Here is a 26991-nt window from a genome sequence, read left to right on the forward strand (position 1 = left end):
GCTGGCACTCATTGCGACAGGTCATAGCCGTTGATGGCCGTGGCCAATTGCTCAATGCCCTCGAACATGCGCAGGCTCGCCTGCAGGGCCATGGCGTCGATAATGATGATGCGGTTGTGTTTCACCGCGTCCATGTTGCGCGTCACCGGATCACTGCGCAGGAAGGCGAGTTTCTTTTCATAGTCGTCGGCGGGGAAACGTCGACGATCCATGCGCGCGATGACCAGGAAGGTCGGATTGGCCTTGGCGATGGTTTCCCAACCGACGGTTGGCCACTCCTCATCGGACGCCACCACGTTGCGCACGCCGAGGGTGCTGAGCATGAAATCGGGAACGCCTTTGTGCCCGGCCACGAACGGCTCGATGTCCATTTGTGCGCTGGAGAACCACACCAGCGCGCTGGCGTCTTTGAGCTGTTTGCCTTGGGCGGTGGCAATCGATTTGGCGAGACTTGCCTTGAGTTGATCATTGAGCTGCTGGCCACGCTCCTGAACATCGAAGATCTGCGCCAGTTGGCTCACGCTTTTGTAAATCGTCTCGATGTGAAACGGCGCCAGTCGCGTGCCATCGGCGCCGACGAGGTTGTCCTTGGCTTCGCAATCGGAAGGCAGCAGGTACGTTGGAATCTTCAGTTCATGAAACTGCTCGCGCGTGCCCACCGCGCCTTGCGGGCCGACCATCCATTCCAGTTCCACGGCGACCAGTTCCGGACGCTTGCCGATTACCGACTCGAAACTCGGCTCGTTGTCAGCCAGGCGCTCGATCTGGTCGTTTTGTGCCTTGTATTTGGCCAGCACATTGTTGAACCACAGTGAGGTGCCGACGACTTTGTCGCCCAGGCCCATGGCGTAGAGCATCTCCGTGCCGGCCTGGCCGATGGTCACGGTGCGCGTCGGTGCGTACTGGAAGGTCAGGGTGCTGCCGCAGTTCTCGACCGTCAGTGGATAGACAGTCGGTGCCGCCTGCGCCAGGGCGCCAAGGCTCAGGCCGGTGATGAGGGTGGCGATGCGGGGCAGCAGCATGGGGCAGTCTCCAGGGGAACCGTACGGGGAGCGGGAGAGTACGGTCTGGAAACACACCATCGAACGCGGTCAGGAAAACAGCGCAAGGCCGGGCAGCCAACGAAGACGCGCACGGCACGATGTCCTTCCCGGACACCCCGCCGGTTAGTAATCACTGTGCCGGCAGGTCTCCTGACTGATGCGTCATCGCCTGGCTCCGGCCTTCCCGGGATTCACCCAGTGGCAGTCGTGGAGCAGGCTCGGCACCTACAGTTGCGGGGGCAGTTCCGGTCAATGCTGTGCAAGCACCCCGGATTCCCTATTAGTCCCGTTCGGGAACCAGCGGCGGCATGGTAGTCGATCAAGCCGCCGAAGGGGAGACGAATCTGTTGCGGCGAGGATTAGTGCTGGCTCATCAAACCGTGCAACACGCCCAGACGCAGGCCCGGTTCGGAGGGCAGCATTTGTGCGATACCGAACACTTTGAATGCCGCCAGCATTAACACCAGACCGCCGGGCAGAATGCTCTGGCGGTGTGGTTGCAGGCCTGCGAGCTTGAGCTGTTGCACGTTGTTTACCTTCAACAACAGCAGCGACAGGCGCAGCAGGCCGCCGTAGGTGATGCCGTCCTGGCCGAAGTCGTTGAGGCGATTGGTCTTGAGTACTTTGGCGAGCATGCGCGCGGTGCCGGAAGAGCCGATGGTTTGCTGCCAGCCCTGAGCACGGTAGCGCCGGGCAACTTTTTCAAACTGCAGGATGGCGAAGCGTTCGGCCTCCTGTAGCGCGCTGGCGGACACATCGCCGCCGCGAAAGAATCGCGTGCTCAAGGTGCCGCTGCCGATGGCGATGCTTTCGGTTAACAAGGGTTGTGAGCCCTGGCCGAGGATCAGCTCGGTGGAGCCGCCGCCGATGTCGACCACCAGGCGCAGGTCGTCGGCGCTGGGCAAGGCGTGAGTTACGCCGGCGTAGACCAGCCGCGCCTCTTCATGGCCGCAAATGACGTCGATGGGAAAGCCCAGATGCCGCTCGGCACTGGCCAGAAACAGTTGCGCGTTGTCCGCTTCACGCACCGCGCTTGTGGCCACCGCACGAACACGGCCGGCCTCGAAACCACGCAGCTTCTTGCCGAACCGCGCCAACGCCTGCCAGCCGCGATCCAGTGCCAAGGCATCCAGTGCGCCGCCATCAAAGCCTTCGGCGAGGCGCACCGGTTCGCGCAGGGTTTTCACTTCCTGAATCTGCAAGCCTTTGCGGCTGCGCACCGACTGGCCGATCATCAGGCGAAAGGCGTTCGAACCCAGGTCGATGGCGGCAAACAGCGAGGCGTCGTCTTTCATGGGAATCCTTGCAGAGCATCCGTCGCGAGGCTCAAGACGGTTTGCGAGGATTCTGCCGTGATCTTGATGACATCCTGATGACGGGGGCGGGGCGATTGAATGAATTTGCGACTGTCACGACACTGTCATTATCCGGCGTCTATGCTGAGGTCAATACATCGCGTGTTCTTAAAGTTTTTGCTGCCAGTTTTGGCAGCTTTTTTTTGCCCGCGATTTGGCTGTTGATCGTTCCCACGCTCCGCGTGGGAACGCCTCTAGGGACGCTCCGCGTCCAGTGACGCGGAGCGTCACGGGCTGCATTCCCACGCAGAGCGTGGGAACGATCAGCGCGGGGTGCGGACGATCAATCAGCAGGACTGCGGAGTTTCGCCCCGGGCCAGGCGCGCATTGATGTCTTCGATCACTTCGGGCAGTTCGGCGATGGTGTCGATCAGGTAGTGCGGGCGCGAAGGGGCGAACATCTTGCCGATCCGCGCGCGTTCTTCCGCCAGTCGATCCGACGGCAACGCCTTGTATTGCTCATAGGTCAGGCCCAGTGCGTTGCCGGAACAGGTCAACGCCACCGTCCACATGCCGGCGGCGCGGCCTTCGAGAATTCCCGGCCAGGTGTCGTCGACCTTGACGCAGGCGGCCACGTCATCGATGCCCAGGGCAATCACGTTGGCCAACGCCTGCGCCGGATACGGCCGGCCATTGGGCACTTCATCGGTGGCAACGACATGACCGGCGACATAGCCATTTTCCCGCGCCAGTTCGACAACCTTGGCCATTACCACCGCCGGGTAGCCCGAGCACGAACCGATTTTCAAACCCTTGTCGCGCAATGCTGCAATGGCTTCGAGCGCGCCCGGAATCAGCGCCGAATGCAGGGCGATTTTCTCGATCTGCAGCGGCATGAAACGTTCGTAGATTGCCGTTACATCGTCGTCACTCGGCAAGCGATCAAACGCCGCGCGGTAACGCTCGGCAATCTGCGGCAGGTTGCACAGCGTGCGAATGTGATCCCACTTGCCCATGCCCATTGGCCCGCGCGCTTCTTCCAGCGACACGGCGACGCCAAACTCGGCAAAGGCCTCGACGAAAATCTGCGTCGGCGCAAACGAGCCGAAATCGACAACGGTGCCGGCCCAGTCGAGGATCGCGGCTTGCAGGTGAGTCGGTTGTTGGTACTGCATGGTCAATCTCCGTTTTCAGGTAAGCGTGGGCCGTCCCTCGGCAATGAGGTAGGCGGTTCAAGGGTCAGTGCTGATCAGGTCAGCGGTGGATTCGCATCAAACAGTTCGGCAATCACTGGCCGGTTCCGGCGGATGCCGAGGCAGCACAGGTGGTATTCGATAAAGAACGGGTGATCGACAAAGGTGATCGGCGTGGTGCCCGGGGTTTCGGCGTACTCGACCGCCGAGACAAACCCGATGCCGATGCCCTTGACGATCGCGTGGACGATGGCTTCGCGGCTGTTGAGTTGCATGACGCAGTTGAGATCGATATTGAGGCGCTTGCAGCTTTCTTCCACCAGTTGTCGGGTGCGTGCACTGGATTCGCGCATCACCCATTTTTCGCCACTGATTTCACTGATGTGAACCTGCGCCTGACTGGCCCACGGATGGTCATCACGCACCACGGCGATGATCGGATAGCGGTGATACAACCGCGTGTGGAAGCGCTCATCGAATTCCGACAAGGCCAGAATCGCCACGTCGATATCAAAGTTGAACAACCGCGCCAGGGTGTCCTTTTCCGAAGAAAACGAGGTTTCCAGTTCGATATCCGGATGGCGCTGCATCAGCTCATAGGTCAGGTTCATGGCAATCGGCGGTGACACCGCGCCGAGGCGCAGCATTCCGGTCTTGCGCTGCTTGAAGCTCTGCAACAGTTGCACGGCTTCATCCTCCTGACCGAACAGGCCCTGAGTGATCGCATAGAGCTTGTGCCCGGCGGCGCTCATTTCGATGTAGCGGCCACGGCGATGGAACAGCTCGACCGAGAAGGTGTTTTCCAGCGCATTGACCTGTTCGCTGACGGTCGGCTGACCGACGCTGAGGAACTCTGCCGCAAGGGTAAAACTGCCGGTCTTGGCCACCGCATGAAACGAACGCAACCACTTGTGATACTGGTACATGCAAGCCCCGTCAGCGTCGAATGAACAATGCCACTGCCGCGCTGCACAGGCAGGCGCTGGTGACCACTATGAAGATGAGAGACGTGTTTGCTGTGGTGTCAAGCAAACGACCGATCATCGGCTCAGCCAGGCCGGCGAACAGGTAGGACGAGAAGTTCATGATCCCGGTCGCGGTGCCGGCGCGTTTGGCCCCGACCAGATCCGGGCACAGCGCCCAGAAACTCGAGGCCGGGCCGTAGACGAAGAAGCCGCACAGGAACAGGGCGATCAGGCCGATGACGCTGTGTGGTGGCAGGCTCCACATCCACAGGCTGGTCGCCGCGCCCAGCACCATATAGAGCATGATCGCCAGATACCGCTTGGAACCGAACAACTTGTCCGACACCCAGCCATTGCTCAACGCGCCAACCGCCATGCCGACGGGGAGGGCGACGGTGATCCATTTCGGGTCGACCATGCTGTCGCCGCTTTTCCAGTTGGCGCCGAGAAAGTGCACCGGCACCCAGACGATCAAGCCGTAGCGCGCCGCGTTCTGAAAGCCCAGGGACAGCGCAGCGATCAGCAGGCGGGGATTCTTCAGCACGGCTTTATAGCGTTGTGCCGAGGACTCGACTTCGCCCTGCGCGGCTTCCTGATGTTTGTCGTCAGCGTTGGCCACACCGGTATCACCCACCGGTTCGAAGCCCAGATCCTGCGGGCGTTCGCGGGCGACCAGATAGAAAATGATCCCGCCGGCGAGCATCAGCAGCACTGGCAAGCGGAAGATCCAGCGCCATTCCAGTTGCAGCACTTCGAGCACGACGATAGAGGTGACGTACGACAGAATCGACGCGCAACCGGCGGCGAAAGTGTAGAAACCGTAAACCTTGCCGCGCTCGCCCGCCGCCCACCAATTGGCAATCAGCCGACCGCCCGGCGCCCAGCCCAAGGCCTGAAAGTAGCCGTTGACGCCCCACGGCAGAATCAGGCTGGTGAAACCACCGGCAAAACTGGTCACCCAGTTGGCACCGCAGGACAGCACCGCACCCAGCGTCATGATCCGTCGGCCACCGAATTTATCGGCGAGGTTGCCGTTGATCGCCTGCCCAATCGCGTAGGCCCAGAGCATCGCTGCAGAGGCCCAGCCGAGGGTTTCCTTGCTCAGGCCGAACTCGGCCTGAATCCCCGGAATGGCAAAACCGAAGGTCTGCCGACCGGTGTAGAAAAACAGGTAACAGAACATCGCTGCCAGCAGCATGCGCCACTGGGCGACCCGGAACGAGGCAGAACGGACGGCGAGACCAGGCATTGTTTCGGCACGATTCATGATCTTTTCCTTATTGTTGTCGGTTCCCGCCGGGTGTCGTCGGCGGGGTGCACTCTTTTTTGGTGCGACAGGAAATCACCGCGGCTGCATGCCGCTGGCGGTGCTTGGGTGACTCGGGTGTTATCAGGCGTCAGGCGGCTTGTGAACCGATGAAGTTCTTGCCGCGCGCACCTTGCATTGCGAACTGGATGATGGCTTCGGCGTCCTTGGCCGAGACGCCGTAATCGGCAAACTCGGTCTTCACCCCGAGGCTGTGCAGGAACTCGCGCAGTTGCTGTTGGGCTTTGCTCAGGTCCGCGCCGAATACCCGTTGCAAGGTACGGTCGCGAGTAGCGTCGTGGCCCCAGGCCAAACCCAAAACCAGCGGCAAGGTGAAGGAGCAGGCGATGCCGTGGGGCAAACCGTGGCGCAAGGTCATCTCATAGGAAATCGAGTGCGCCAGCGCGGTTTTGGTGTTGGAAAACGCCAGCCCGGCCTTGAGTGCGGCCAGTGCCATGCGCGTGCGCAACTCTTGGCTCGACAGATCTTTGTGCAAACGCGGCAGGCATTCGAGAATGTCTTCAATTGCGGAAATGGCAAAGGTGTCTGAGACCGGGTTGGCGTTGACGTTCCAGATCGCCTCCAGCGCGTGCGACAGGGCGTCGAGCCCGGTGGAAACGGTGACGCCGGCCGGCACGGTGAGCATCAGTTGCGGGTCGATGATCGCCACCCGTGGCCAGGTGCAATCCAGATGAAGCGAGTATTTCTTCTGGCTGGCGCTGTCCCAGATCGTCGCCCACGGCGTGACTTCGCTGCCCGTGCCGGCAGTAGTCGGTGCGGCGATCAGTTGTTTGCAACGGGCCGGGGTGAACGGTTTGCCTGTCGCCAGCAGGCTCAGCAGTTCATCGAAACGGCCGGATTCGGTGCCGACGATCAACGCCTTGGCGGTATCGATGGCGCTGCCGCCGCCCACGGCGAGGACCACGTCACAATCAGCGGCGTGTTGCCAGAAGTGCTCGTAAGTGCTGCGCAGATGGGCGACGTCGGGGTTGGGCTGGACGTCTTCGAAAACGTAGATCAGGCGTTCGCCGAGCAAGCTTTGCAAACGGTCCACCAAGCCCAGCCCTCGGGCCTCAGGGAAGGTTACGAGGGCGACGCGCTGCTGCTCGGTGATGGCGGCAAGGTCTTGCAGGCTGCCCCAGCCGAAACGGGTATCGACGGGGTTCTGGAAGCGGGCAGTCATGGTCAATCCTTCTTGTTGTTGTCGTGTGGTCACATAGTCGAGGGCGACCGACAACGGCACAAATCGATAAATCGCAGGTTTGAATCGGCTGAGCCGATAGCAGCTTTACGCTAGTGCGCCGAACCGCTCTGGATCGCCGCGCGCAGGCGGCTGGAGATGGCGTCGGCGACTATCACCATGAAGGTGATGACGATGATGCAGGTCGCGGTTTCCTGATATTTGAACAGCTTGAGACTGCTCACCAGCTCGAACCCCAAACCGCCGGCACCGACCATGCCCAGCACCGTGGCCGAGCGCAGGTTGACCTCGAAGCGGTACAGGATCACCGCAATCCACGCGGTGATGACCTGCGGCAAAACACCAAACACAATCACCTGCAACGGCCGCGCACCGGTCGCTTGCAGCGCTTCAATCGGGCCTTGGTCGATCTCTTCGATGCTCTCGGCGAAGAATTTGCCGAGCATGCCCAGGCCATGCAGAGCCAGCGCCAATACGCCGGGGAACGGGCCGAGTCCAACCGCCGAGACGAAGATCAGGGCGAGGATCAGTTCGTTGATGCTGCGGGTGAAATTCAGCGCCTGGCGGGTGGCGTGAAACAGCCAGCGGTTGCGGCTTAAATTGCGCGCGGCGAGAAACGACATTGGAACCGCCAGTAAGACGCCAAGCAGGGTTCCCCAAATGGCGATCTGCAAGGTTTCCACCGCAGGCGCGATCAGACGCGGCAGGATGCTCAGGTCCGGCGGAAAGGTGCGCGAGAGAAAGTCGCCGATCTGCGGCAACCCGGCGGCCAGTTCACCGAGGCTGAGCTGCGCGCCTTGTGCGCTCCAGTTCAGCGTCCACAGCACGATCAGGACGACGGCGCCGGTGGTCAGCCAACTGCGCGGGCCACGGGGACGATCGCCGACCCACTGATAGTTTTGCGATTGCATGCTCAGGCCCTCGATACAGTGCGGTAGGACAGGGTGGGCGTGGGCACGTCAGCAGGGGATTGCGCCGATTGCCCCGGATAGATTCGCGCCAGATCGGCGTCGGTCATGCTCGACGCTTTGCCATCGAACACCAGACTGCCGTGCGCGAGGCCGACCACGCGGTCGCCGAACTCACGGGCGTATTCGACCTGATGCAGATTGCACAGCACGGTGATGCCCAGTTCGCGGGTGGCATCGCGCAAGTACTGCAACACCAGGCGAGCGGTCTTCGGGTCAAGGCTGGCAATCGGTTCATCGGCCAGAATCACCTGCGGTCGTTGCGCCAAGGCGCGGGCGATGCCGACGCGCTGTTTTTGTCCGCCAGACAACGAATCGGTGCGTTCGCCAGCCTTGTGCGCCAGTTCGACGCGCTCCAGGCATTGCATCGCCAGCGCCACATCGTCACGGCGGAACAGCTGCAGAATCGAGGCAAGGGTGCCGACGGAACCGAGGCGACCGGTCAGCACATTCTTCAAAACGCTTAAGCGAGGCACGACGTTGTGGTGCTGAAAAATCATCGCCACTTCACGGCGTAAAACGCTGGTGTCAGGGCAGGCGAGGGCGTCGATGCCGGCGACGTTCAGCGTGCCGCTGTCGGCCTGCGCCAAACGATTGATGCAACGCAGCAAGGTCGATTTGCCGGCGCCCGACTGACCGAGCACCACGACGAATTCCCCTGCGCCCACCTCAAGGTCGATGCCGCGCAACACCGGGTTGCTGCCGTAGTGTTTGGTCAGTTGGCGGATGCTGATCATTTCATGCTCCGTAAATCGAGATCGAGCACCTTGGCGGTTTCGCGCACCACGTCATACGACGCGTCGGTGGTCGGCTGGAAACCATTGAGTACGCCCTGATCACCCCACGGCACGTCCTTGATTGAAGCCAGCGCGTCGGCGATTTTCTTCTTCAGTTGCGGATCGAGCGCCTTGCGCCAGACCATCGGCGACTCAGGAATCGGCTTGGAACTCCAGACGATTTCAAAGTCATCCTGCTTCACCACGCCCTTGGCCACGGCGCTGGCGAAGATGCGGTCGGCGACAGCGGCGGCGTCGACCTTTTTGTTCTCGACCGCAAGGATGCTGGCGTCGTGGGAGCCGGAGAAAATCACCCGTTTGAACAGACTGTCCGGGGCAAAACCGGCCTGCTCAAGGCCAGCCTTGGGAAACAGATGCCCGGACGCTGAGCTCGGGTCGACGAATGCGAACGTATGGCCCTTGAGGTCGGCCAGCGAATGAATGCCGCTGTCCTTGCGCGCCAGAATCACGCTTTTGTACGCGCTCTGCCCGGTCTTCTTGGTCACCGCCACCGAAAACGCCTCGACATCCGCCACCGAGGTCGCCAGCACGTAGGAAAACGGCCCGAGATAGGCGACGTCGAGTTTGCCCGAACGCAGCGCTTCGATGATGCCGTTGTAGTCGGTAGCCACGAACGGCACCACCGGCATGCCAATTTTGGCTTGCAGATCGTCGAGCACCTGTTTGCTCGATTCGATCATCGCCTGGGAATCTTCCGAGGGGATCAAGCCAATGGTCAGTTTGTCCTTGGCCCAGACCTGGCTGGCGCCGAGGGCAATGACGGTGAGGCTGGCGACACGCAGAAACTGTTTGATTGTTTTCATGGCATTCCACGGTGTGGTTGGGAGTTGCCACAGGCTAGGTCTGTCACGTGACAGTCATTCAATCAATTCAATATGCGAAACGACAGCTAACTATTGATGGAGTCTATGGATGTCCAGCGCCAAACTGCGGGCCTTTCTCGCCGTCGCCCGTCACGGCAGTTTCAGTGCCGGGGCGCGGGCGTCAGGCTTGAGCCAGCCGACCCTGACCACGCAAGTACAAGCCTTGGAACGCCAGCACAATGTTGAGCTGTTCCATCGGCGCGGGCGGCGGATCGAGCTTTCCGATGTCGGGCGGCAGTTGCTGCCGATCGCGCAACGGATTGCCTTGCTGGAACTGGAAGCGCACAACCTGCTGCGCGACTCCGGACGGCTCGACAGCGGCCAGCTCAAGGTTGGTGCGGTGGGGCCGTTTCATGTGATCGAAATGGTCGACAGCTATTTGCAACAGCATCCGAATATCGATGTGTCGATCCGCGTCGGCAACTCGGCACAGGTGCTGTCGGATCTGGAAAACTATGTGACCGACATCGCCGTGCTGGCCGGGCGTCAGGATGATCCGGCGTTGTGTTCGGTGCGTTATGCGCGGCACGCGATCATCTTGTTCGCCCACCATGAACATACACTGGCCAATCGTGGCAGCGTGCGGCTGGAGGAACTGGAAGGGCAGCGGCTCCTGCAACGCGAGCCAGGCTCGACCACACGACTGGTGCTGGAACAGGCGTTGAATGCGGCGCAGGTCAAACCGCGCATCGCCATGGAAATCGGCAGTCGCGAGGCGCTACGTGAGGCGGTGGTGCGTGGTCTGGGGTTGGGGGTGGTGTCAGAAGCGGAGTTCATTGCCGACCCGAACATCCGCACGATCAGAATCGAGGGCGAGGAGCTGTTCACCGAGACTTATCTGTACTGCCTGGCGGAGCGGCGTTCCAGTCGGCTCATCTCATCGTTTTTCGACGCGGCGCTGGGTTGATTTGCAATTTCCCGTGAGGCTTGGCTAATATACGATCCATATACATATCGTATCGGATTCATATATGGGCATCGTAAAGATTTCAGAGGACATGCACGAGAACCTGCGTATCTCCAGCAACGCCCTCAGCCGCTCGATCAACGCGCAGGCCGAGCACTGGATGCGCATCGGCATGCTCGCCGAACTGCATCCCAACCTCGACCACAGCGCCATTTGCCGCTTGCTGATCCGCGCCGAACAGAACGGCGGGCTGGATCTGCAACAACTGACTCAGGAAGCCGTCAGCGCATGAGAAACCAGATCAAGATCAACACCCCGGCCGACATCGCGCAATCGCGTGCTGCCGGCAAACTCGCCGCTGAAGTGCTGGCCATGCTGGTGCCGCATGTGAAGGCCGGCGTCACCACCGATCAGCTCGATCAGCTGTGCAATGACTACATCGTCAATGTGCAGAAAGCGGTGCCGGCCAACGTCGGTTATCACGGCTTTCCGAAAACCGTCTGCGCCTCGGTCAACGACGTGGTGTGCCACGGCATCCCATCGGGCACGCCGCTGAAGGATGGCGACATCGTCAACCTCGACATCGCGGTGATCAAGGACGGCTGGTTCGGTGATACCAGCCGCATGTACGTGGTCGGTGAGGCGACACCTGAAGCGCAGCACCTGATCAAGACCACCTACGAGGCGATGTGCGCGGGCATCCGCGTGGTGAAACCGGGCGCCACGCTGGGCGATATCGGCCACGCGATCCAGAGCCTGGCGGAGAAAGAAGGCTTCAGCGTGGTGCGCGAGTACTGCGGGCACGGGATCGGCAAGGTCTATCACGATGAGCCGCAGATCCTGCATTACGGCTTTCCGAATCAGGGCATGAAGCTCAAGGCCGGGATGATTTTTACCGTGGAGCCGATGCTCAATGCCGGCAAGCGTCATGTGAAAAACATGCCGGATGGCTGGACGGTGCTGACCAAGGATGGCTCGTTGTCGGCGCAGTGGGAGCATATGGTGGCGGTGACGGAGACGGGGTTTGAGATCTTGACCGCGTGGCCAGATGAGATTGAAGGCTACCGCGCTATTGTCTGATACCGCGTCGACTGTTTCCCTCACCCTAGCCCTCTCCCAGAGGGAGAGGGGACTGACCGGGTTGTTTTGGCGTTATACATCGACTTGAAAGTCCTGAGTCGAACTCAGGTCCTGAAAAGCCCCCGATCTGCTCCCTTTCCCCCTCGCCCCCCTTGGGGGAGAGGGCTGGGGTGAGGGGGTAAATCTCACAGACAACACGCTATCAGTGAGCGCCGGCAGCCTTGTTCAGGTCGCTGTCGGTCCATTCGGTGTAAACGCAGGCGTCTGCGGTGGCCCAGCGCACTTGCACCGGATCGCCAGCCTTGAGCGGCATGCCAGCAGCCGACAACGCTTTCACCGTCATTGATGTGCCGCCCGACGTAACCACACTGCAAGTCTGGCTCTCACCCAGAAACAACACCTCCACCACCTTCGCTGAAACCTCGTTCCACCCCGACGGCAGCGGTTCGCTGATCGCCTGCGACACGCTCAACGCCTGCGCTTTTTCCGGCCGCACCATCAGCAACACATCCTGATCCGTATGCAACCCAGCGGTCAGGCGAATCGACAATGACTGTCCTTCAAACGAAGCCGCCGCATTGCCCTGCGCCTTGAGCTTGAGGAAGTTCGAATTACCCAGGAACGACGCCACAAACGCATTCGGCGGGTTCTGATAAAGGTCATAACCACTGCCCAGACCCACAATCTTGCCGTGACTGAAAATCGCAATGCGCTGCGACAAACGCATGGCTTCTTCCTGGTCGTGGGTCACGTAAACAATGGTGATGCCCAGGCGACGATGCAGTTGGCGCAACTCATCCTGCAGATCTTCACGCAGCTTTTTATCCAGCGCCCCCAGCGGTTCATCCATCAGCAGGATGCGTGGTTCGTAAACCAGCGCCCGGGCAATGGCGACACGTTGCTGCTGGCCGCCAGACAGTTGCGAAGGGCGGCGATGGGCGAACTGTTCGAGCTGGACCAGTTTCAACATCGCGTCGACACGTTTGTCACGTTCGGCGGCGGCGAGTTTGCGGATCGCCAGCGGAAACGCGATGTTGTCGCGCACCGACAAATGCGGGAACAGCGAATAACGCTGGAACACCATGCCGATGTCACGCTTGTGCGGAGGCACATTCACCAGCGACTGACCGTTGACGAGGATCTCGCCACTGCTCGGCGTTTCAAAGCCGGCGAGCATCGACAGCGTGGTGCTTTTGCCCGAGCCGCTGGAGCCGAGGAAGGTCAGGAATTCACCGTCCTTGATGTCCAGCGAGATGTTGTCGACGGCGGCAAAGTCGCCGTAGTGCTTGTTCAGATTGCGCAGGCTGACCAGGGGTTTGTCATTCTGCTGGGAAGCGTCTTTGATCACGGCACTCATGTCGTACTCCTGGGCGCTCAGGCGCTGATTTCGTTGCGCCGGCGCAGCGCGGCGGCGATGACCATGACCAAAACCGACAAGCCGATCAGCAGCGTCGAAGCGACGGCGATCACTGGCGTCAGGTCCTGGCGCAAGGTGGTCCACATTTTCACGGGAAGCGTTTGCAGTGTGGGACTTGCCATCATCACGCTGAGCACCACTTCGTCCCACGAAACGAGGAAGGCGAAGAGGGCGCCGGCGACCATGCCCGGACGGATCGCCGGGAACGTCACCTTGAACACCGCTTGCAGGCGCGAAGCACCGCAGATCACCGCCGCGTCTTCAATCGACTGATCGAACAGCTTCAGCGAGTTGATGATCGAGATGATGGTGAACGGCAACGCGACGATCACATGGCTGACGACGAAGGCGAACATCGTCCCGGTGTAACCGAGCTTGAGGAACAGCGCGTACACCGCCACGGCGATGATCACCAGCGGCACGATCATCGGCAGGGTGAACAGACCGTAGAGCATTTCCCGGCCAGGAAAGCGCCCGCGCACCAGTGCAAACGCCGTCGGCAAACCGAGGGCCACGGCGCAGATCGTGGTCAGCACGGCAACCTTGAGACTGGCCGCTGCGGCGTTCATCCAGTCGGGGTTGGAGAAGAACTGGCCGTACCATTTCAGCGTCCAGCCCGGTGGCGGAAACACCAGCCACTGCGAGGAGCCGAACGATAGCAGCACGATGAAGACGATCGGCAACAGCAGGAACAGACCGATCAGCCCGGTGGTTGCATACAAACCGAAGCGCATGCGCCGGCTCATCGCATTGGGGGTCAGGAGCATGTCGGCTTACCTCGCGTTACTGGCGCCAACCGGGGATTCCGGCTGGAGCTTCAGGTAGAAGTAGAACAGCACCAAAGTGATCGCGATCAGCAACGCGGCGCCGGCACTGGCCAGGCCCCAGTTGAGGAACGATTGCACCTGCTGAATGATGAACTCCGGCAGCATCATGTTCTGCGCGCCGCCGAGCAGCGCCGGGGTCACGTAGTAACCGAGCGACATGACGAACACCATCAAGCCACCGGAGGCCAGACCCGGCCGGCACAGCGGCAGGAACACCCGGAAGAAGTTGGTCCACGGGCTGGCTCCGCAAATCGAACCGGCCTGCAGAATCATCGGGTCGATGGCCTGCATGGTTGCCTGCAACGGCAGGACGATGAACGGGATCATGATGTAGCTCATGCCGATCACCACGCCGGTGAGGTTGTGGACCATTTCCAGCGGCTGATCGATGATGCCCATCGCCATCAGAGCCTTGTTGATCACGCCCGACGCTTGCAGCAGCACCAGCCACGAATACGTACGGGCGAGCAGGCTGGTCCACATCGACAGCAGCACGATGTTGAGAATCCAGCGACCCCAGCCACGCGGCACCAGGGTGATCGCCCAGGCCAGCGGAAAGCCCAGCAACAGGCTGAACAGCGTTACCAGCCCGGCCACCGAGAAGGTGTTGAGCAGCACTCGGGCGTACGCCGAGTTGGCGAACAGTTGTTCATAGTTGCCAAGGCCCGGGGTCGGTTCGAGCACGCCGCGCAACAGCAGGCCAATCAACGGCGCGAGAAAGAACAGGCCGATGAACAACAGCGCCGGGGCGAGGTTGCCGGCGCCGCGCCAGCGTTGTCTGAGGGACGGGGCTTGCTGCATCGCAACCGCCTGTGTTCCGTGGGCCGAACCGGCAGCGCTGGTCGCGCTCCCGGTGGCAGTGGAGGGACGGGACGCGGTGGCCGCCATTTTCATTTGACCAGCCATTCGTTCCACCGTGTCGCGATGGCCTGGCCGTTTTTGGCCCAGTACGCGAAATCAAGAGTGATCTGATCCTTAGCGTAGGCAGTCGGCAGGTTGGGGGCCAGCGTCGAATCCAGACGCTCCACACTGTCGAGGTTGACCGGGGCGTAGGCGGTCAGGTTGGAGAAGTCGGCCTGGCCTTTGGCGCCGCTGGCGGCGGCGAGGAACTTCATCGCCGCGTCCTTGTTTTTCGAGCCTTTTGGAATCACCAGAATGTCGGCCATGACCAGATTCTGTTTCCAGCTCACGCCGACCGGTGCGCCGTCTTCTTGCAGGGCGTGAATGCGACCGTTCCAGAACTGGCCCATGCTCGCTTCACCTGACGCCAGCAGTTGCTGCGACTGCGCGCCGCCGCCCCACCAGACGATGTCCTTCTTGATGGTGTCGAGCTTCTTGAAGGCGCGATCCAGATCCAGCGGGTAGAGCTTGTCGGCCGCCACGCCGTCGGCCAGCAGCGCCAGTTCGAGCACGCCAGGGCTTGGCCATTTGTACAGGGCGCGTTTGCCCGGGTAGGTTTTGGTGTCGAACAGGGCGCTCCAATCCTGCGGCTTGTTGGCGCCGAGTTTGCCCTCGTTGTAGCCGAGGACGAAGGAGAAGAAGAACGAGCCGACGCCGTAATCGCTGACGAAACGCGGGTCGATCTTGTCGCGCTGGATGACTTTGAAATCGAGGGGTTCGAGCAGGCCTTCAGCGGCTGCGCGCAGGGCGAAGTCGGCTTCGACATCGACCACGTCCCACTGCACGTTGCCGCTCTCGACCATGGCTTTGAGTTTGCCGTAGTCAGTCGGGCCATCCTGCACGACGGTGATGCCGCTGGCCTTGCTGAACGGATCGGCCCAGGCCTGTTTCTGCGCATCCTGGGTGCTTCCGCCCCAGCTGACGAAGTTCACGCTCTCGGCAGCCATTGCAGCCTGGCCGGTAACGCTGAGCAGTCCCGCAAAAAAGATCGCGGTTGCAGCTTTGTTCAACACCATTTTTACGCCCTCATTGTTGTGTTTTTGAGCGGGCTTGCGTTGTTGCCCGCCTGTCGGGAGCAGTAGATGGACCTTCGTTGGAATGTCCGGTCTATGGAATATCATATTATGGTATTCCAAACTTTGTGCAAGCACTTTGCCTTACCGGTTATCTGGCCGGGCGGTTATTTGATGCGTTCGGCTTGGATGTTTTTTGTGAATGTCAGATCCAGCCCCTCACCCCAGCCCTCTCCCTTCGGGAGAGGGGGCCGATTGGAGGCTGTTCAAAACCTCAGTTCGACTCGGTATCTCAAGTCGGCGTATAGCGACTAAACACCTCGGTCAGCTCCCTCTCCCTACGGGCGGTCCGACGTGTCGGGAGGGCTGGGGTGAGGGCAGCTTCACTCGGTAAACGGAATACTCTCGACCACTTCCAGGTCATACCCGGTCAACCCGGCGTATTTCAGAGGAGGGCCCAGGTGACGCAGCTTGCCAACCCCCAGATTCTGCAGAATCTGCGCCCCAGTCCCGACCTCCGAATAAATCCGCGATTGCGAACGACTGAACTGCCTCGGCGGCTGGGTCAACTGCGGCACCCGCTCCAGCAGCGCCTGCGACGACTCATGATTGGCCAACACCACCACAACCCCATGCCCCTCAGCAGCGACCCGTTGCAACGCCGCCCAAAGCGTCCAGTTCGTCGGCCCGCTATATTCCGCGCCAACCAGATCCCGCAGTGGATCGATCACATGCACGCGCACCAGCGTCGGTTCTTCACGGCGCAGATCGCCCATGACCATCGCCATGTGCACGCCGCCCTCGATGCGATCCTCAAAGGTGATCAAGCGGAACGTGCCATGCACCGTCGGCAGCTCCCGTTCGCCGATGCGTTCAATGGTGTGCTCGGTGCTCAGGCGATAGTGGATCAGGTCGGCGATGGTGCCGATCTTGATCCCGTGCTTGCGCGCAAACACTTCCAGATCCGGGCGACGGGCCATGGTGCCGTCGTCGTTCATCACCTCGACGATCACCGAGGCCGGGGTAAAACCGGCCAGACGCGCCAGGTCGCAACCGGCCTCGGTGTGACCCGCGCGGGTCAGTACGCCACCTTCCTTGGCGCGCAGCGGGAAGATGTGGCCCGGCTGCACCAGATCTTCAGCGCGGGCATTCGGCGCGACGGCGGCGGCCACGGTGCAAGCGCGATCTGCTGCGGAGATGCCGGTGGTCACGCCAACCGCTGCTTCAATCGATACGGTAAACGCGGTGCTGAACACGCTGCCATTGGCCGGCACCATCTGCTCCAAACCCAGACGCTGGCAATGTTCGTCGGTCAGGGTCAGACAAATCAGACCGCGCGCTTCGCGGGCCATGAAGCTGATCGCCTCGGGCGTGCAACGGTCGGCGGCCAGCAGCAGGTCGCCTTCGTTTTCGCGGTCTTCGTCATCGACCAGCAAGACCATTTTGCCGAGACGATAATCTTCGATGATTTCTTCGATGCTGTTGAAGGCCATGCTGGACTCTCAGGGTTCGTTGGAAATATATTGGTATACCATAATACAAAATCAACAAAGAGGTCACTATGAAGGCGTACTGGATTGCTCACGTGGATATAGCCGATGCCGATCATTACAGCCAATACACCCAGCGTGCGCCGGCAGCGTTCGCTGCGTTTGGCGCGAAGTTTCTGGCCAGAGGCGGGCGCAGCGAGGCGATGGAAGGCCGCGAGACGCCACAACGCAGCGTGGTGATCGAGTTCGAGAGCTATGAGAAGGCTGTGGCGTGCTACCACTCAGCGGCGTATCAGGAAGCGAAACGTTATCGCGAGGAATGGGCGAGGGCGGAAATCGTCATCGTTGAAGGCATCGCCCCAATTTAAGCAACACCACTAAACACTGTGGGAGCGAGCTTGCTCGCGAAGGCGTCGTGTCAGTCGATACACATGTTGAATGTCTGACCGCATTCGCGAGCAAGCTCGCTCCCACAGGGGGATAGGCAATCTTCAGCGGATAAAGTGAATCTTGCCGCTATCGTCATTGCCCATGTAGATCCCATACACCCCAGCCTGGCGTTCTTCGATATAGCGCTCGAGAATCTGCCGGATCGCCGGGTAATAGATCTGTTCCCACGGAATCTCTTCCGGCGCGAAGAACTTGTAATCCATAGTCTCCGGCCCGTACTGCCCGGTGATCTCCAGCGCGATCGCACGGAAGATGATGTACACCTCGCTGATCTTCGGCACGCTGAAAATCGAGTACGGCGAGACGATTTCCGCGCGCACACCGCTTTCTTCCCAGACTTCGCGGACGGCCGCTTGCTCGGTGGTCTCGCCGCTTTCCATGAACCCGGCGGGCAGCGTCCAGGTGCCCGGGCGCGGTGGGATCGCGCGTTGGCACAAGAGGTATTTGCCGTCCTGCTCGATGATGCAGCCGGCAATGATCTTCGGATTGACGTAGTGGATGTAGCCGCAGCCGCGGCACATCAGGCGCTCGTGCGTATCGCCCGGCGGCACCTGCTGACCGAGGTCAGGGCCACCGCATTTCGGGCAATAGCTCGGGCTGAACATATCAGTGACCTATACGGGGTTCTTTCAGCGCGATGGGCAGGGTGATGTTCGGCGTGGCGCCGGTCTCTTCCTGTTTGCGCTTGAGGTAGTCGAGCGCCACCGCAGCAGCGGCGCGAACGTGATCGACGCAGGCCTGATGCGCCGCCAGCGGATCGCCGCTTTTGATCGCCTCGACCATTTTTTCCATTTCGTGGTTACTCGCGCCGCGACGGTTTTCCTGGGACACCGAGGTCGCGCGCAGGTAGCTGATGCGCGCCTGCAACTGGCGCAGTTGAGTCGCCGCCACATGGTTGCCCGAACCTTCGAGCAGCACGTCGTAGAAACCCTGCACCGAGTCGATCACCTGCTGCAACTCGCCGTCCTTCAACGCCTTGCGGTTGTCGTCGAGGGCTTTTTCCAGGGCTTTGATGTCCTTGGCTTTAGCGCGCAGGGTGAACAACTGCACGATCAGGCCTTCAAGTACGCAGCGCAGCTCATAGATGTCGACCGCATCGGCGAGGGTGATGATCGCCACGCGCGGGCCTTTGGCATCGGCGAACTCGACCAGACCTTCGGATTCCAGGTGACGCAAGGCTTCACGCACCGACGTACGGCTTACACCGAGGCGATCGCACAGATCGCGCTCGACCAGACGATCGCCTGGCATGAGCTGGAAATTCATGATCGCGCTACGCAGTTTATCCAGCACGATTTCGCGCAGGGTAACGGGGTTGCGATTGACCTTGAAGCTGTCGTCGAGTGGCTGGCGTTTCATGGGGTCCGCTCTTTAAGTTGGCTGTCCATGCCAGACGGGCATCTAAACAGCCGAGGGGTTAACTGAGGCTTCGGCGTCGGCTTCGGCAAAGGCTTCACGGGCCAGCCGGAAACTGTCCACGGCTGCCGGAACGCCGCAATAAATGCCGACCTGAAGCAGAATTTCGCGTATTTGCTCACGACTCAGGCCGTTACGCAAGGCGCCACGCACATGCAGCTTGAGTTCATGCGGACGGTTGAGCGCCGAGATCATCGCCAGGTTGATCATGCTGCGCTCCTTGAGCGACAAACCCTCACGCCCCCAGACATGGCCCCAGCAGTATTCGGTAACCATTTCCTGCAGCGGACGGGTGAAGTCGTCGGCGTTCTCTATCGAACGCTGCACGTAGGCTTCGCCGAGCACCTGAGTGCGGATCTTCAGGCCTTTCTCATACTTTTCGTTACTCATCATTCCTCCTCACACCACTATCCCCTGTGGGAGCGAGCTTGCTCGCGAAAGCGCCACTAGATTCAACATTGATGTCGACTGACACTACGCCTTCGCGAGCAAGCTCGCTCCCACAGGGTTTCGCATTGTCGCCTCAGGCCAGGGTCGGCAACGGCCCGAGCTTGCCTTTGTGGTAAATCATCGGCGTCACCGGTTGTTCGGGCAGGATCAGGTTCTTCACCGCGCCAACAATGATCGCGTGGTCGCCACCATCGTATTCACGCCACAACTCGCACTCGATGATCGCCGTCGCTTTGGCCAGAATCGGGTTACCGAGTTCGCTCAAATGCCACGCGATGTCCTTGGCCTTGTCCTTGCCTTTACTGGCGAAAGCATAGGCCTCAGCCGTCTGGTCAGCCGACAGCAAATGGATCGCAAATTTCTTGCTGTCACGTAGCACCGGGTAAGTGTCGGAAGCATAGTTGGGACAGAACAACACCAGCGCCGGGTCAATCGACAGCGCGCTAAAAGCGCTGGCGGTGATGCCGACGATCCCACCCTCAGGGTCAAGGGTGGTGACCACCGTGACGCCGGACGGGAACGAGCTCATGACGTCTTTGTAAATGCCGGGTTCGATCATTTCGCAGGACTCCTAGCGCATCACAAACGGATCAGGCATTGGTGCCTGAGAAAGGTTGATCCACACCGTTTTCAGTTCGGTGTAGGCCAGCACCGAATCGATGCCGCTTTCGCGTCCATAGCCACTGTTCTTGAAACCGCCGATCGGGGCCATTGCCGACACCGCACGGTAGGTGTTGACCCAGATGATCCCGGAGCGCACATCGCGAGCGAGGCGGTGAGCACGGCCCAGATCACGGGTCCAGATGCCAGCCGCCAGGCCGAACTGTGAGTCGTTGGCGATCGCCAGTGCTTCGGCTTCATCTTTGAAGCGAATCACCGACGCCACCGGGCCGAAGACTTCTTCCTGCATGATCTTCATCGAATTGCGGTCGCATTCGAACAGCGTCGGCTCGTAGAACCAGCCTTCGCCAAGATCCGCCGGGCGCTTGCCGCCAGTGCGCAAACGCGCGCCTTCAGCGATGGCGTCGGCGACCAGACCTTCGACCACTGCCAATTGCTGCGCGGTGGCCATCGGGCCCATCTCACTGTGGTCTTCTTGCGGGTTGCCGATGCGAATGCGCTGGGCGCGTTCGACCAGTCGGCTGACGAATTCGTCGTAGATCTCGTCCTGCACCAACAGTCGCGAACCCGACACGCAGCTCTGTCCGGAGGCCGCGTAGATCCCGGCGATCGCGCCGTTGATCGCGCTGTCCAGATCGGCGTCGGCGAAGATGATGTTCGGTGATTTGCCGCCCAGTTCCAGCGACAGCTTGGCGAAGTTCTCGGCGCTGCTGCGCACCACATGGCGCGCTGTCGCCGCGCCGCCGGTGAAGGCAATCTTGCGGATCAGCGGATGGCGGGTGAGGGCGGCGCCAGTGCTTGGGCCGTAACCGGTGACGACGTTGACCACGCCCGGCGGAATCCCGGCTTCGAGCGCCAGACGTGCCAGTTCAAGAATGGTCGCCGAAGCGTGCTCGGAAGGCTTGATCACAATCGTATTGCCAGCGGCGAGGGCCGGGGCGAGTTTGATTGCGGTCAGGTACAGCGGGCTGTTCCACGGAATGATCGCGGCGACCACGCCCATTGCTTCGTGCACGGTGTAGGCGAACAGGTCGGGCTTATCCAGCGGCAGCGTGCCGCCTTCGAGCTTGTCGGCGAGGCCGGCGGTGTAGTGGAAAAACTCCGGCAGATAGCTGACTTGCCCACGGGTTTCGCGGATCAGCTTGCCGTTGTCGCGGCTTTCCAGCTGCGCCAGTTGTTCTTTATTTTCGGCGATCAAGTCACCGAGACGGCGCAGCAGTTTGCCGCGTGCAGTCGCGGTCAGACCACGCCAGGCCGGGCTGTCGAAAGCAGTCTGTGCCGATTGCACGGCGCGTTCGACGTCCGCCTCATCAGCGTCGGGCAGTTCGGCCCAGGCTTGCGCCGTGGCCGGGTTGAGGCTTTCGAAGGTCTTGCCGGAGAGGGCGTCGACCCATTCTCCGCCGATGCACATCTGGAAGCGTGCGAGTGTCATGCAACGATCCCCTTTATATGGTTTTGTCGGGAGTGTGCGAATTGCAGAAATTCCAGCAGCGTCTGGTTGACCAGGCGCGGCGACTCTACCGGCATCATATGCCGTTGCTCGGCCAGCACGGCAACCTTCGCACCGGGGATGCGTCGGGCCAGTTGCTCGGCCATTTCCGGGGTCGAACCCGGATCGAGTTCACCGGTGGCGATCAGCGTCGGCGCCTGAATGCTGCCCAGGTCGTCGGCGCGGTACATGTCTTGGGTGGCGAACAATTCGTAGGTGGTCAGGTAACCCTGAGGATCATTATTGGCGAGGGTCTGGCGCAATGCGGCGATCTGCGCCGGGTTGGCCGCCTGATACTCGCGGCTGAACCAGCGCGACAACGCCGCTTCGGCATTGGCGTCCGGGCCATGTTCGGCGGCTTGCGCGGTACGGGCGATGACGCCGGCACGCTGTTCTTCGCTGCGGTTGAACACACTGTTCAACACCACCAGGCTTTGCAGGCGCTGCGGGTAATGCAGGGCAAAGGCCCGCGCGACCAGACCGCCCATGGAGAAACCGATCACCGCTGCCTGCGGCAGATTCAGGTGATCGAGCAGCTCCAGCAACTGATCGGCGTAACCGAGCAGGTTGGTGCCGCTGGCTGGTCGCGGGCTGGCGCCATGGCCAAGCATGTCGTAGGCGATCACTTGGTACTGGCTGGACAGACCGACGATCTGCCCGCCCCACATTTCTTTGTTCAGGCCCACGCCGTGGATCAATACCACGGGCTGGCCTTGGCCGGTCGCCAGGTAACTGGTGCCAGCCGGGGTGAGTTCAGCGGTGAGCCGAATCATGGAGCGCTCCTGCAATGCCTTTTATTGTGATTACTGGGCTTTTTCGGCGGCCAGCTCTTCCAGATCGATGTAGCGATTGCCAATGCGCGGGTGCAGACGGCCACCGTCAGCGCAACCCAGCACGACAACGATTTCGTCGGCACGCGGTGCGTCTTCGATCTGCATTTCCAGAGTGATGTAGTGCGAACGCTGACCTTCGTCGTCCTTGTGCATCATCGGGATCTGGATCGAAGTGCCCGGGCCGCCGCGCTTGTTGGTGAAGCTCAGGTAGCTCTTGGCGTTGACCGCTTCGCGGTAGTGATTGCCAAAGCGCAGGGTGTGGATCACGGCGGAGGCGTGCTCGATCTCGCCGTCAGCGCCGACCACAGCCGCTTTGCCGTAGGCCTCGATTTTTTCCGCACCGCCGATGATGCCGACCAGACGCTCGACCATCAGCGCACCAAGGTCGGAGCAATTGGCGCGGATCTGCGGCTTGAGGTCTTCAACGAAACCGTTGCCCACCCATGGGTTTTTCATCACCACGGCGAGGCCAACCATGGTCACTGGCTTGTCAGTGGCCTTGCCGCCTTCAATGAAGGTTTCTTCGACATAGCTGACGATCTTGCGAATTTCGAAACTCATGAGCTGCTCCGTTGGGGGATTAAGAGTGTCTGTGCGTCTGATGGTATACCATAATACCGATCGTGCAAGTCCCTCCGGTAACTTTTGCCGCATCACCCCGGCGAATGGTCATGTATTCAAATCCCACAACCACCACCAACCTCTGTGGGAGCGAGCTTGCTCGCGAAGGCGGCGTAACGTTCACCCTCTTTATTGGCTGATCCACCGCTTTCGCGAGCAAGCTCGCTCCCACAGGGGAATTTCTTCGTAACAGACGGCCGCTTTCGGTTAACAAAAGATAACGTGGCGCCGATTGTCAGACGTTTCGAAAGCCCGATAGGATGAGCCAGCTTCCGAAGTGGCTCTGGATTGCGGGTTTCAGGACTATGCTTCTGACCAGTCATCAGCGGAGCACACTTGCGGCGCCCTTGAAGGCCAATGGCCTAACAATAATAAATAGGGGAAGGTCTATGAGTCGTTGCCGCCCGCCGGCGTTACGCAACACCGCGTTGCTGGCCACAGCACTCTCCATGCTGGGCTTGGCCACGTTATCGGCACCTGTGGTTGCTGCCGAGGCGCCAGCCGATGTGGTCTATGCCACCGAATCCGCCAAAGCCGCGAAAAGCCTGATTCTCGATGTCGTCCACGCTGGCGCACGCCTGGTCGCGGTCGGCGATCGCGGGCACATTCTCTATTCCGATGACCAGGGCAAAACCTGGACGCAAGCCAAAGTGCCGAGCCGGCAACTGCTGACCGCTGTGTACTTTGTCGACGACAAGCACGGCTGGGCGGTCGGCCACGACGCGCAAATCCTCGCCAGCGCAGACGGCGGTCTGACCTGGGCCAAGCAATTCGAAGACCTCAAACGCGAATCGCCGCTGCTCGACGTCTGGTTCAAGGACGTCAACAGCGGCCTCGCCGTGGGCGCGTACGGTGCACTGCTGGAAACCACCGACGGCGGCAAAAACTGGGAAGACGTCAGCGACCGCCTCGACAACGAAGATCAATTCCACCTCAACGCCATCGCGGCGGTGAAGGACGCTGGGCTGTTCATCGTCGGCGAGTCGGGCAGCATGTTCCGCTCCGCCGACGACGGCCAGACCTGGGAAAAACTCGAAGGCCCGTACGAAGGCTCGCTGTTCGGCGTGATCGGCACGGCGCAACCGCAGACCCTGCTGGCCTACGGCTTGCGCGGCAACCTTTATCGCTCGACGGATTTCGGCAGCACCTGGGAGCAGGTCGAGCTGAAAGCTGCGCGCGGATCGCTGGAATTCGGCCTGTCCGGCGCGACCCTGCTTGAAGATGGCTCGATCGTGATCGTTGGCAACGGCGGTTCGGTGATCAGCAGCAGCGACAACGGCGAGACCTTCAGCGTGTTCAACCGTCCGGATCGTATTTCCCTGTCGTCGGTCACCGCTGCCGGCGACGGCAATCTGATTCTGAGCGGGCAGGGTGGCGTTCACACCACGCTGCCAAACGGTGCCGAGATCAATAATAAGAAGGCGGGGCTATGACTTCCTTGATCACTCCTCAGCAGGACAAGGCGACGTTTCTTGAGCGCCTGATCTTCAACAACCGTCCGGCAGTGATCCTTATCTGCCTGGTGGTGAGTATTTTCCTGTTCTGGCAGGCCACGTTGATCCGGCCGTCGACCAGTTTCGAAAAAATGATCCCGCTCAAGCATCCGTTCATCGAGAAGATGATGGAGCACCGCAACGATCTGGCGAACCTGGGCAACACCGTGCGCATTTCGGTGGAAGCCAAGGACGGCGACATCTTCTCCAAGGAGTACATGGAGACTCTGCGCCAGATCAACGACGAGGTGTTCTACATTTCCGGCGTCGACCGTTCTGGCCTGAAGTCGCTGTGGAGCCCGAGCGTACGCTGGACCGAAGTGACCGAAGAGGGTTTCGCCGGCGGTGAAGTGATCCCGCAGAGCTACAACGGCTCGCAAGACAGTCTCGATCTGCTGCGCAACAACGTGCTCAAGTCCGGCCAGGTCGGGCGGCTGGTGGCCAACGACTTCAAGTCGAGCATCGTCGACATCCCGCTGCTGGAGTCCTACCCGGACCCGGAAGATCAGGGCAAGTTGCTCGCGCTGGACTACCGCAAGTTCTCCCATGAACTCGAAGACAAGATCCGCAACAAGTTCGAAGCGCAGAATCCCAACGTCAAGATCCACATCGTCGGTTTCGCCAAGAAGGTCGGCGACCTGATCGACGGTCTGGTGATGGTCGTGCTGTTCTTCGGCATCGCGTTTGTCATCACCCTGATTCTGCTGTTGTGGTTCACCAACTGCGTACGCAGCACCATCGCGGTGTTGAGTACGACGCTGGTGGCGGTGGTCTGGCAGCTCGGCTTGATGCACTTCTTCGGTTTCGGGCTCGATCCGTATTCGATGCTGGTGCCATTCCTGATTTTCGCCATCGGTATTTCCCACGGCGTGCAGAAGATCAACGGCATCGCCCTGCAATCCAGCGAGGCCGACAACGCGTTGACCGCAGCGCGGCGCACTTTCCGGCAACTGTTCCTGCCGGGGATGATCGCGATTCTCGCGGATGCGGTGGGCTTCATCACGCTGCTGATCATCGACATCGGCGTGATCCGTGAACTGGCCATTGGTGCGTCGATCGGCGTCGCAGTGATCGTGTTCACCAACCTGATTCTGCTGCCGGTCGCCATCTCCTATGTCGGCATCAGTAAACGCGCGATTGCCAGGAGCAAGAAGGACGCCAACCGCGAACACCCGTTCTGGCGCCTGCTGTCGAACTTCGCCAATCCGAAAGTCGCACGCGTCTCTGTGGTGCTGGCGCTGATCGCCTTCGGCGGCGGCCTCTGGTACAGCCAGAACCTGAAAATCGGCGACCTCGACCAGGGCGCGCCGGAACTGCGTCCGGACTCGCGCTACAACAAGGACAACAACTTCATCATCAACAACTACTCGACCAGTTCCGACGTGCTAGTGGTGATGGTCAAGACCAAGGCTGAAGGTTGCTCGCGTTATGAGGCCATGGCGCCGATCGATGAGCTGATGTGGAAGATGCAGAACACCGAGGGCGTGCAGTCGGCGATCTCGCTGGTGACCGTGTCCAAGCAGATGATCAAGGGCATGAACGAGGGCAACCTGAAATGGGAAACCCTGTCGCGCAACCCGGACGTGCTGAACAACTCGATTGCCCGCGCCGACGGTCTGTACAACAACAGTTGCTCGCTGGCGCCGGTGCTGGTGTTCCTCAACGATCACAAGGCTGAAACCCTCGATCGGGCGGTACACGCGGTGCAGGAATTCGCCAAGGACAATAACAAGGACGGTCTGGAATTCATCCTCGCCGCCGGTAACGCCGGGATCGAAGCGGCCACCAACGAAGTCATCAAGCAGGCTGAGCTGACCATCCTGATTCTGGTGTACATCTGCGTGGCAGTGATGTGCATGATCACCTTCCGTTCGTGGGCGGCGACGCTGTGCATCGTCCTGCCGCTGGTGCTGACCTCGGTACTCGGCAACGCGCTGATGGCGTTCATGGGCATCGGCGTGAAAGTCGCGACCTTGCCGGTGGTGGCGCTGGGTGTGGGGATTGGTGTCGACTACGGCATCTACATCTACAGCCGTCTGGAGAGTTTCCTGCGCGCGGGGCTGCCATTACAGGAAGCCTATTACCAGACGCTGAAATCCACCGGTAAAGCCGTGCTGTTCACCGGTCTGTGCCTGGCGATCGGTGTGTGCACCTGGATCTTCTCGGCGATCAAGTTCCAGGCCGACATGGGCCTGATGCTGACCTTCATGCTGCTGTGGAACATGTTCGGTGCGCTGTGGCTGTTGCCGGCACTGGCGAAGTTCCTGATCAAGCCTGAGAAACTGGCGGGGCAGAAGGGCAATTCGCTGTTTGCGCATTGATCTGAAGGGCTGAAATGACAAAGCCGCAACCT

27 protein-coding genes and 1 riboswitch are annotated in these 26991 nt (G+C 60.7%); of the genes, 6 read left to right on the top strand and 21 right to left on the bottom strand.

The features are described from left to right. Positions 1 to 8: 8 nt before the first annotated feature. The 9 genes from AB4O01_RS02790 to phnD all read right to left on the bottom strand — a co-directional run bounded on the left by AB4O01_RS02790 (position 9) and on the right by phnD (position 9571). Positions 9 to 1022 (bottom strand): ABC transporter substrate-binding protein, encoded by a 1014-nt coding sequence (locus tag AB4O01_RS02790; RefSeq protein WP_460090604.1) that lies wholly within the window; start codon positions 1020 to 1022, stop codon positions 9 to 11. A gap of 144 nt (positions 1023 to 1166) precedes the next feature. Then, positions 1167 to 1360, bottom strand: a riboswitch (cobalamin riboswitch). A 42-nt stretch (positions 1361 to 1402) separates the two neighbouring features. Next, complete coding sequence (locus AB4O01_RS02795) at positions 1403 to 2338, bottom strand: Ppx/GppA family phosphatase (protein ID WP_320337024.1); 936 nt, start codon at positions 2336 to 2338, stop codon at positions 1403 to 1405. 347 nt (positions 2339 to 2685) lie between these two features. After that, the gene (phnX, locus tag AB4O01_RS02800) at positions 2686 to 3513 is read right to left on the bottom strand and encodes a phosphonoacetaldehyde hydrolase (protein ID WP_460090605.1); all 828 of its coding nucleotides are present in this window, start codon (positions 3511 to 3513) and stop codon (positions 2686 to 2688) included. 74 nt (positions 3514 to 3587) lie between these two features. Continuing rightward, positions 3588 to 4457, bottom strand: a complete 870-nt coding sequence (locus tag AB4O01_RS02805) for a LysR substrate-binding domain-containing protein (protein WP_460090606.1) — start codon at positions 4455 to 4457, stop codon at positions 3588 to 3590. A 10-nt stretch (positions 4458 to 4467) separates the two neighbouring features. Continuing rightward, entirely contained in the window at positions 4468 to 5763 is a 1296-nt protein-coding gene (locus tag AB4O01_RS02810) for an MFS transporter (RefSeq protein WP_093437737.1), read from the bottom strand. A 130-nt stretch (positions 5764 to 5893) separates the two neighbouring features. Continuing rightward, positions 5894 to 6985, bottom strand: a complete 1092-nt coding sequence (psrA, locus tag AB4O01_RS02815) for an iron-containing alcohol dehydrogenase PsrA (protein WP_116256664.1) — start codon at positions 6983 to 6985, stop codon at positions 5894 to 5896. 110 nt (positions 6986 to 7095) lie between these two features. Next, the gene (gene phnE / locus AB4O01_RS02820) at positions 7096 to 7914 is read right to left on the bottom strand and encodes a phosphonate ABC transporter, permease protein PhnE (protein WP_320337020.1); all 819 of its coding nucleotides are present in this window, start codon (positions 7912 to 7914) and stop codon (positions 7096 to 7098) included. A gap of 2 nt (positions 7915 to 7916) precedes the next feature. Beyond that, positions 7917 to 8708: a phosphonate ABC transporter ATP-binding protein gene (gene phnC, locus AB4O01_RS02825; RefSeq protein ID WP_460090608.1), complete on the bottom strand. Its 792-nt coding sequence runs from the start codon at positions 8706 to 8708 to the stop codon at positions 7917 to 7919. After that, complete coding sequence (gene phnD / locus AB4O01_RS02830; RefSeq protein WP_093437749.1) at positions 8705 to 9571, bottom strand: phosphonate ABC transporter substrate-binding protein; 867 nt, start codon at positions 9569 to 9571, stop codon at positions 8705 to 8707. Before phnD ends, phnC begins: the two co-directional genes overlap by 4 nt. A gap of 109 nt (positions 9572 to 9680) precedes the next feature. On the opposite strand from phnD, the gene AB4O01_RS02835 reads away from it, so the two are divergent. The 3 genes from AB4O01_RS02835 (at position 9681) to map (ending at position 11618) form a co-directional block, all read left to right on the top strand. After that, a complete protein-coding gene (locus AB4O01_RS02835) occupies positions 9681 to 10538 on the top strand; it encodes a LysR substrate-binding domain-containing protein (protein ID WP_460090609.1) in 858 nt (285 codons plus the stop codon). Positions 10539 to 10602: 64 nt separating this feature from the next. Next, positions 10603 to 10830 (top strand): ParD-like family protein, encoded by a 228-nt coding sequence (locus AB4O01_RS02840; protein ID WP_007918027.1) that lies wholly within the window; start codon positions 10603 to 10605, stop codon positions 10828 to 10830. Continuing rightward, the gene (gene map / locus AB4O01_RS02845) at positions 10827 to 11618 is read left to right on the top strand and encodes a type I methionyl aminopeptidase (RefSeq protein ID WP_093437755.1); all 792 of its coding nucleotides are present in this window, start codon (positions 10827 to 10829) and stop codon (positions 11616 to 11618) included. The genes AB4O01_RS02840 and map overlap by 4 nt, the downstream gene beginning before the upstream one ends. A gap of 202 nt (positions 11619 to 11820) precedes the next feature. Here the strand turns inward: map and AB4O01_RS02850 are convergent, their stop codons facing one another. The 5 genes from AB4O01_RS02850 to ribBA form a co-directional block, all read right to left on the bottom strand. After that, the gene (locus AB4O01_RS02850) at positions 11821 to 12975 is read right to left on the bottom strand and encodes an ABC transporter ATP-binding protein (protein WP_460090610.1); all 1155 of its coding nucleotides are present in this window, start codon (positions 12973 to 12975) and stop codon (positions 11821 to 11823) included. A 17-nt stretch (positions 12976 to 12992) separates the two neighbouring features. Further along, positions 12993 to 13802: an ABC transporter permease gene (locus AB4O01_RS02855; protein ID WP_007918021.1), complete on the bottom strand. Its 810-nt coding sequence runs from the start codon at positions 13800 to 13802 to the stop codon at positions 12993 to 12995. Positions 13803 to 13808: 6 nt separating this feature from the next. Continuing rightward, positions 13809 to 14756, bottom strand: coding sequence for an ABC transporter permease (locus AB4O01_RS02860; RefSeq protein ID WP_166674938.1), 948 nt, complete (start codon positions 14754 to 14756; stop codon positions 13809 to 13811). After that, a complete protein-coding gene (locus tag AB4O01_RS02865; RefSeq protein ID WP_186624248.1) occupies positions 14753 to 15778 on the bottom strand; it encodes an ABC transporter substrate-binding protein in 1026 nt (341 codons plus the stop codon). Before AB4O01_RS02865 ends, AB4O01_RS02860 begins: the two co-directional genes overlap by 4 nt. Before the next feature lie 380 nt (positions 15779 to 16158). Then, positions 16159 to 17268 (bottom strand): bifunctional 3,4-dihydroxy-2-butanone-4-phosphate synthase/GTP cyclohydrolase II, encoded by a 1110-nt coding sequence (gene ribBA / locus AB4O01_RS02870; protein ID WP_095050094.1) that lies wholly within the window; start codon positions 17266 to 17268, stop codon positions 16159 to 16161. 68 nt (positions 17269 to 17336) lie between these two features. Between ribBA and AB4O01_RS02875 the strand changes: the two genes are divergently transcribed. Next, positions 17337 to 17633 (top strand): DUF1330 domain-containing protein, encoded by a 297-nt coding sequence (locus AB4O01_RS02875; RefSeq protein ID WP_460090612.1) that lies wholly within the window; start codon positions 17337 to 17339, stop codon positions 17631 to 17633. Between the two features lie 123 nt (positions 17634 to 17756). Here AB4O01_RS02875 and AB4O01_RS02880 read toward each other — a convergent pair whose 3' ends face one another. The 7 genes from AB4O01_RS02880 to AB4O01_RS02910 form a co-directional block, all read right to left on the bottom strand. Then, the gene (locus tag AB4O01_RS02880) at positions 17757 to 18320 is read right to left on the bottom strand and encodes an NUDIX hydrolase (protein WP_099758790.1); all 564 of its coding nucleotides are present in this window, start codon (positions 18318 to 18320) and stop codon (positions 17757 to 17759) included. Position 18321: 1 nt separating this feature from the next. Next, positions 18322 to 19074, bottom strand: a complete 753-nt coding sequence (locus AB4O01_RS02885) for a GntR family transcriptional regulator (RefSeq protein WP_116256671.1) — start codon at positions 19072 to 19074, stop codon at positions 18322 to 18324. A gap of 42 nt (positions 19075 to 19116) precedes the next feature. Continuing rightward, on the bottom strand, positions 19117 to 19521 hold the full coding sequence (locus tag AB4O01_RS02890) for a carboxymuconolactone decarboxylase family protein (RefSeq protein WP_034155594.1): 405 nt from the start codon (positions 19519 to 19521) through the stop codon (positions 19117 to 19119). Between the two features lie 133 nt (positions 19522 to 19654). Then, entirely contained in the window at positions 19655 to 20140 is a 486-nt protein-coding gene (locus AB4O01_RS02895; RefSeq protein ID WP_099758793.1) for a flavin reductase family protein, read from the bottom strand. A 12-nt stretch (positions 20141 to 20152) separates the two neighbouring features. Then, complete coding sequence (locus AB4O01_RS02900) at positions 20153 to 21634, bottom strand: aldehyde dehydrogenase (RefSeq protein ID WP_093437780.1); 1482 nt, start codon at positions 21632 to 21634, stop codon at positions 20153 to 20155. Then, on the bottom strand, positions 21631 to 22464 hold the full coding sequence (locus tag AB4O01_RS02905) for an alpha/beta fold hydrolase (RefSeq protein WP_320337015.1): 834 nt from the start codon (positions 22462 to 22464) through the stop codon (positions 21631 to 21633). The genes AB4O01_RS02900 and AB4O01_RS02905 overlap by 4 nt, the downstream gene beginning before the upstream one ends. A 30-nt stretch (positions 22465 to 22494) precedes the next feature. After that, positions 22495 to 23085, bottom strand: coding sequence for an amino acid synthesis family protein (locus tag AB4O01_RS02910; RefSeq protein WP_007917992.1), 591 nt, complete (start codon positions 23083 to 23085; stop codon positions 22495 to 22497). Between the two features lie 449 nt (positions 23086 to 23534). Here AB4O01_RS02910 and AB4O01_RS02915 point away from each other — a divergent pair, with 449 nt between their 5' ends. Beyond that, positions 23535 to 24578, top strand: a complete 1044-nt coding sequence (locus AB4O01_RS02915; RefSeq protein ID WP_460090613.1) for a WD40/YVTN/BNR-like repeat-containing protein — start codon at positions 23535 to 23537, stop codon at positions 24576 to 24578. Next, positions 24575 to 26959 carry an efflux RND transporter permease subunit gene (locus tag AB4O01_RS02920; protein WP_093437794.1) on the top strand — a complete coding sequence of 795 codons (2385 nt, stop codon included), beginning with the start codon at positions 24575 to 24577 and terminating at the stop codon, positions 26957 to 26959. Before AB4O01_RS02915 ends, AB4O01_RS02920 begins: the two co-directional genes overlap by 4 nt. Positions 26960 to 26991: the final 32 nt, after the last annotated feature.

It is taken from the genome of Pseudomonas sp. S2_E02 (assembly GCF_054668355.1).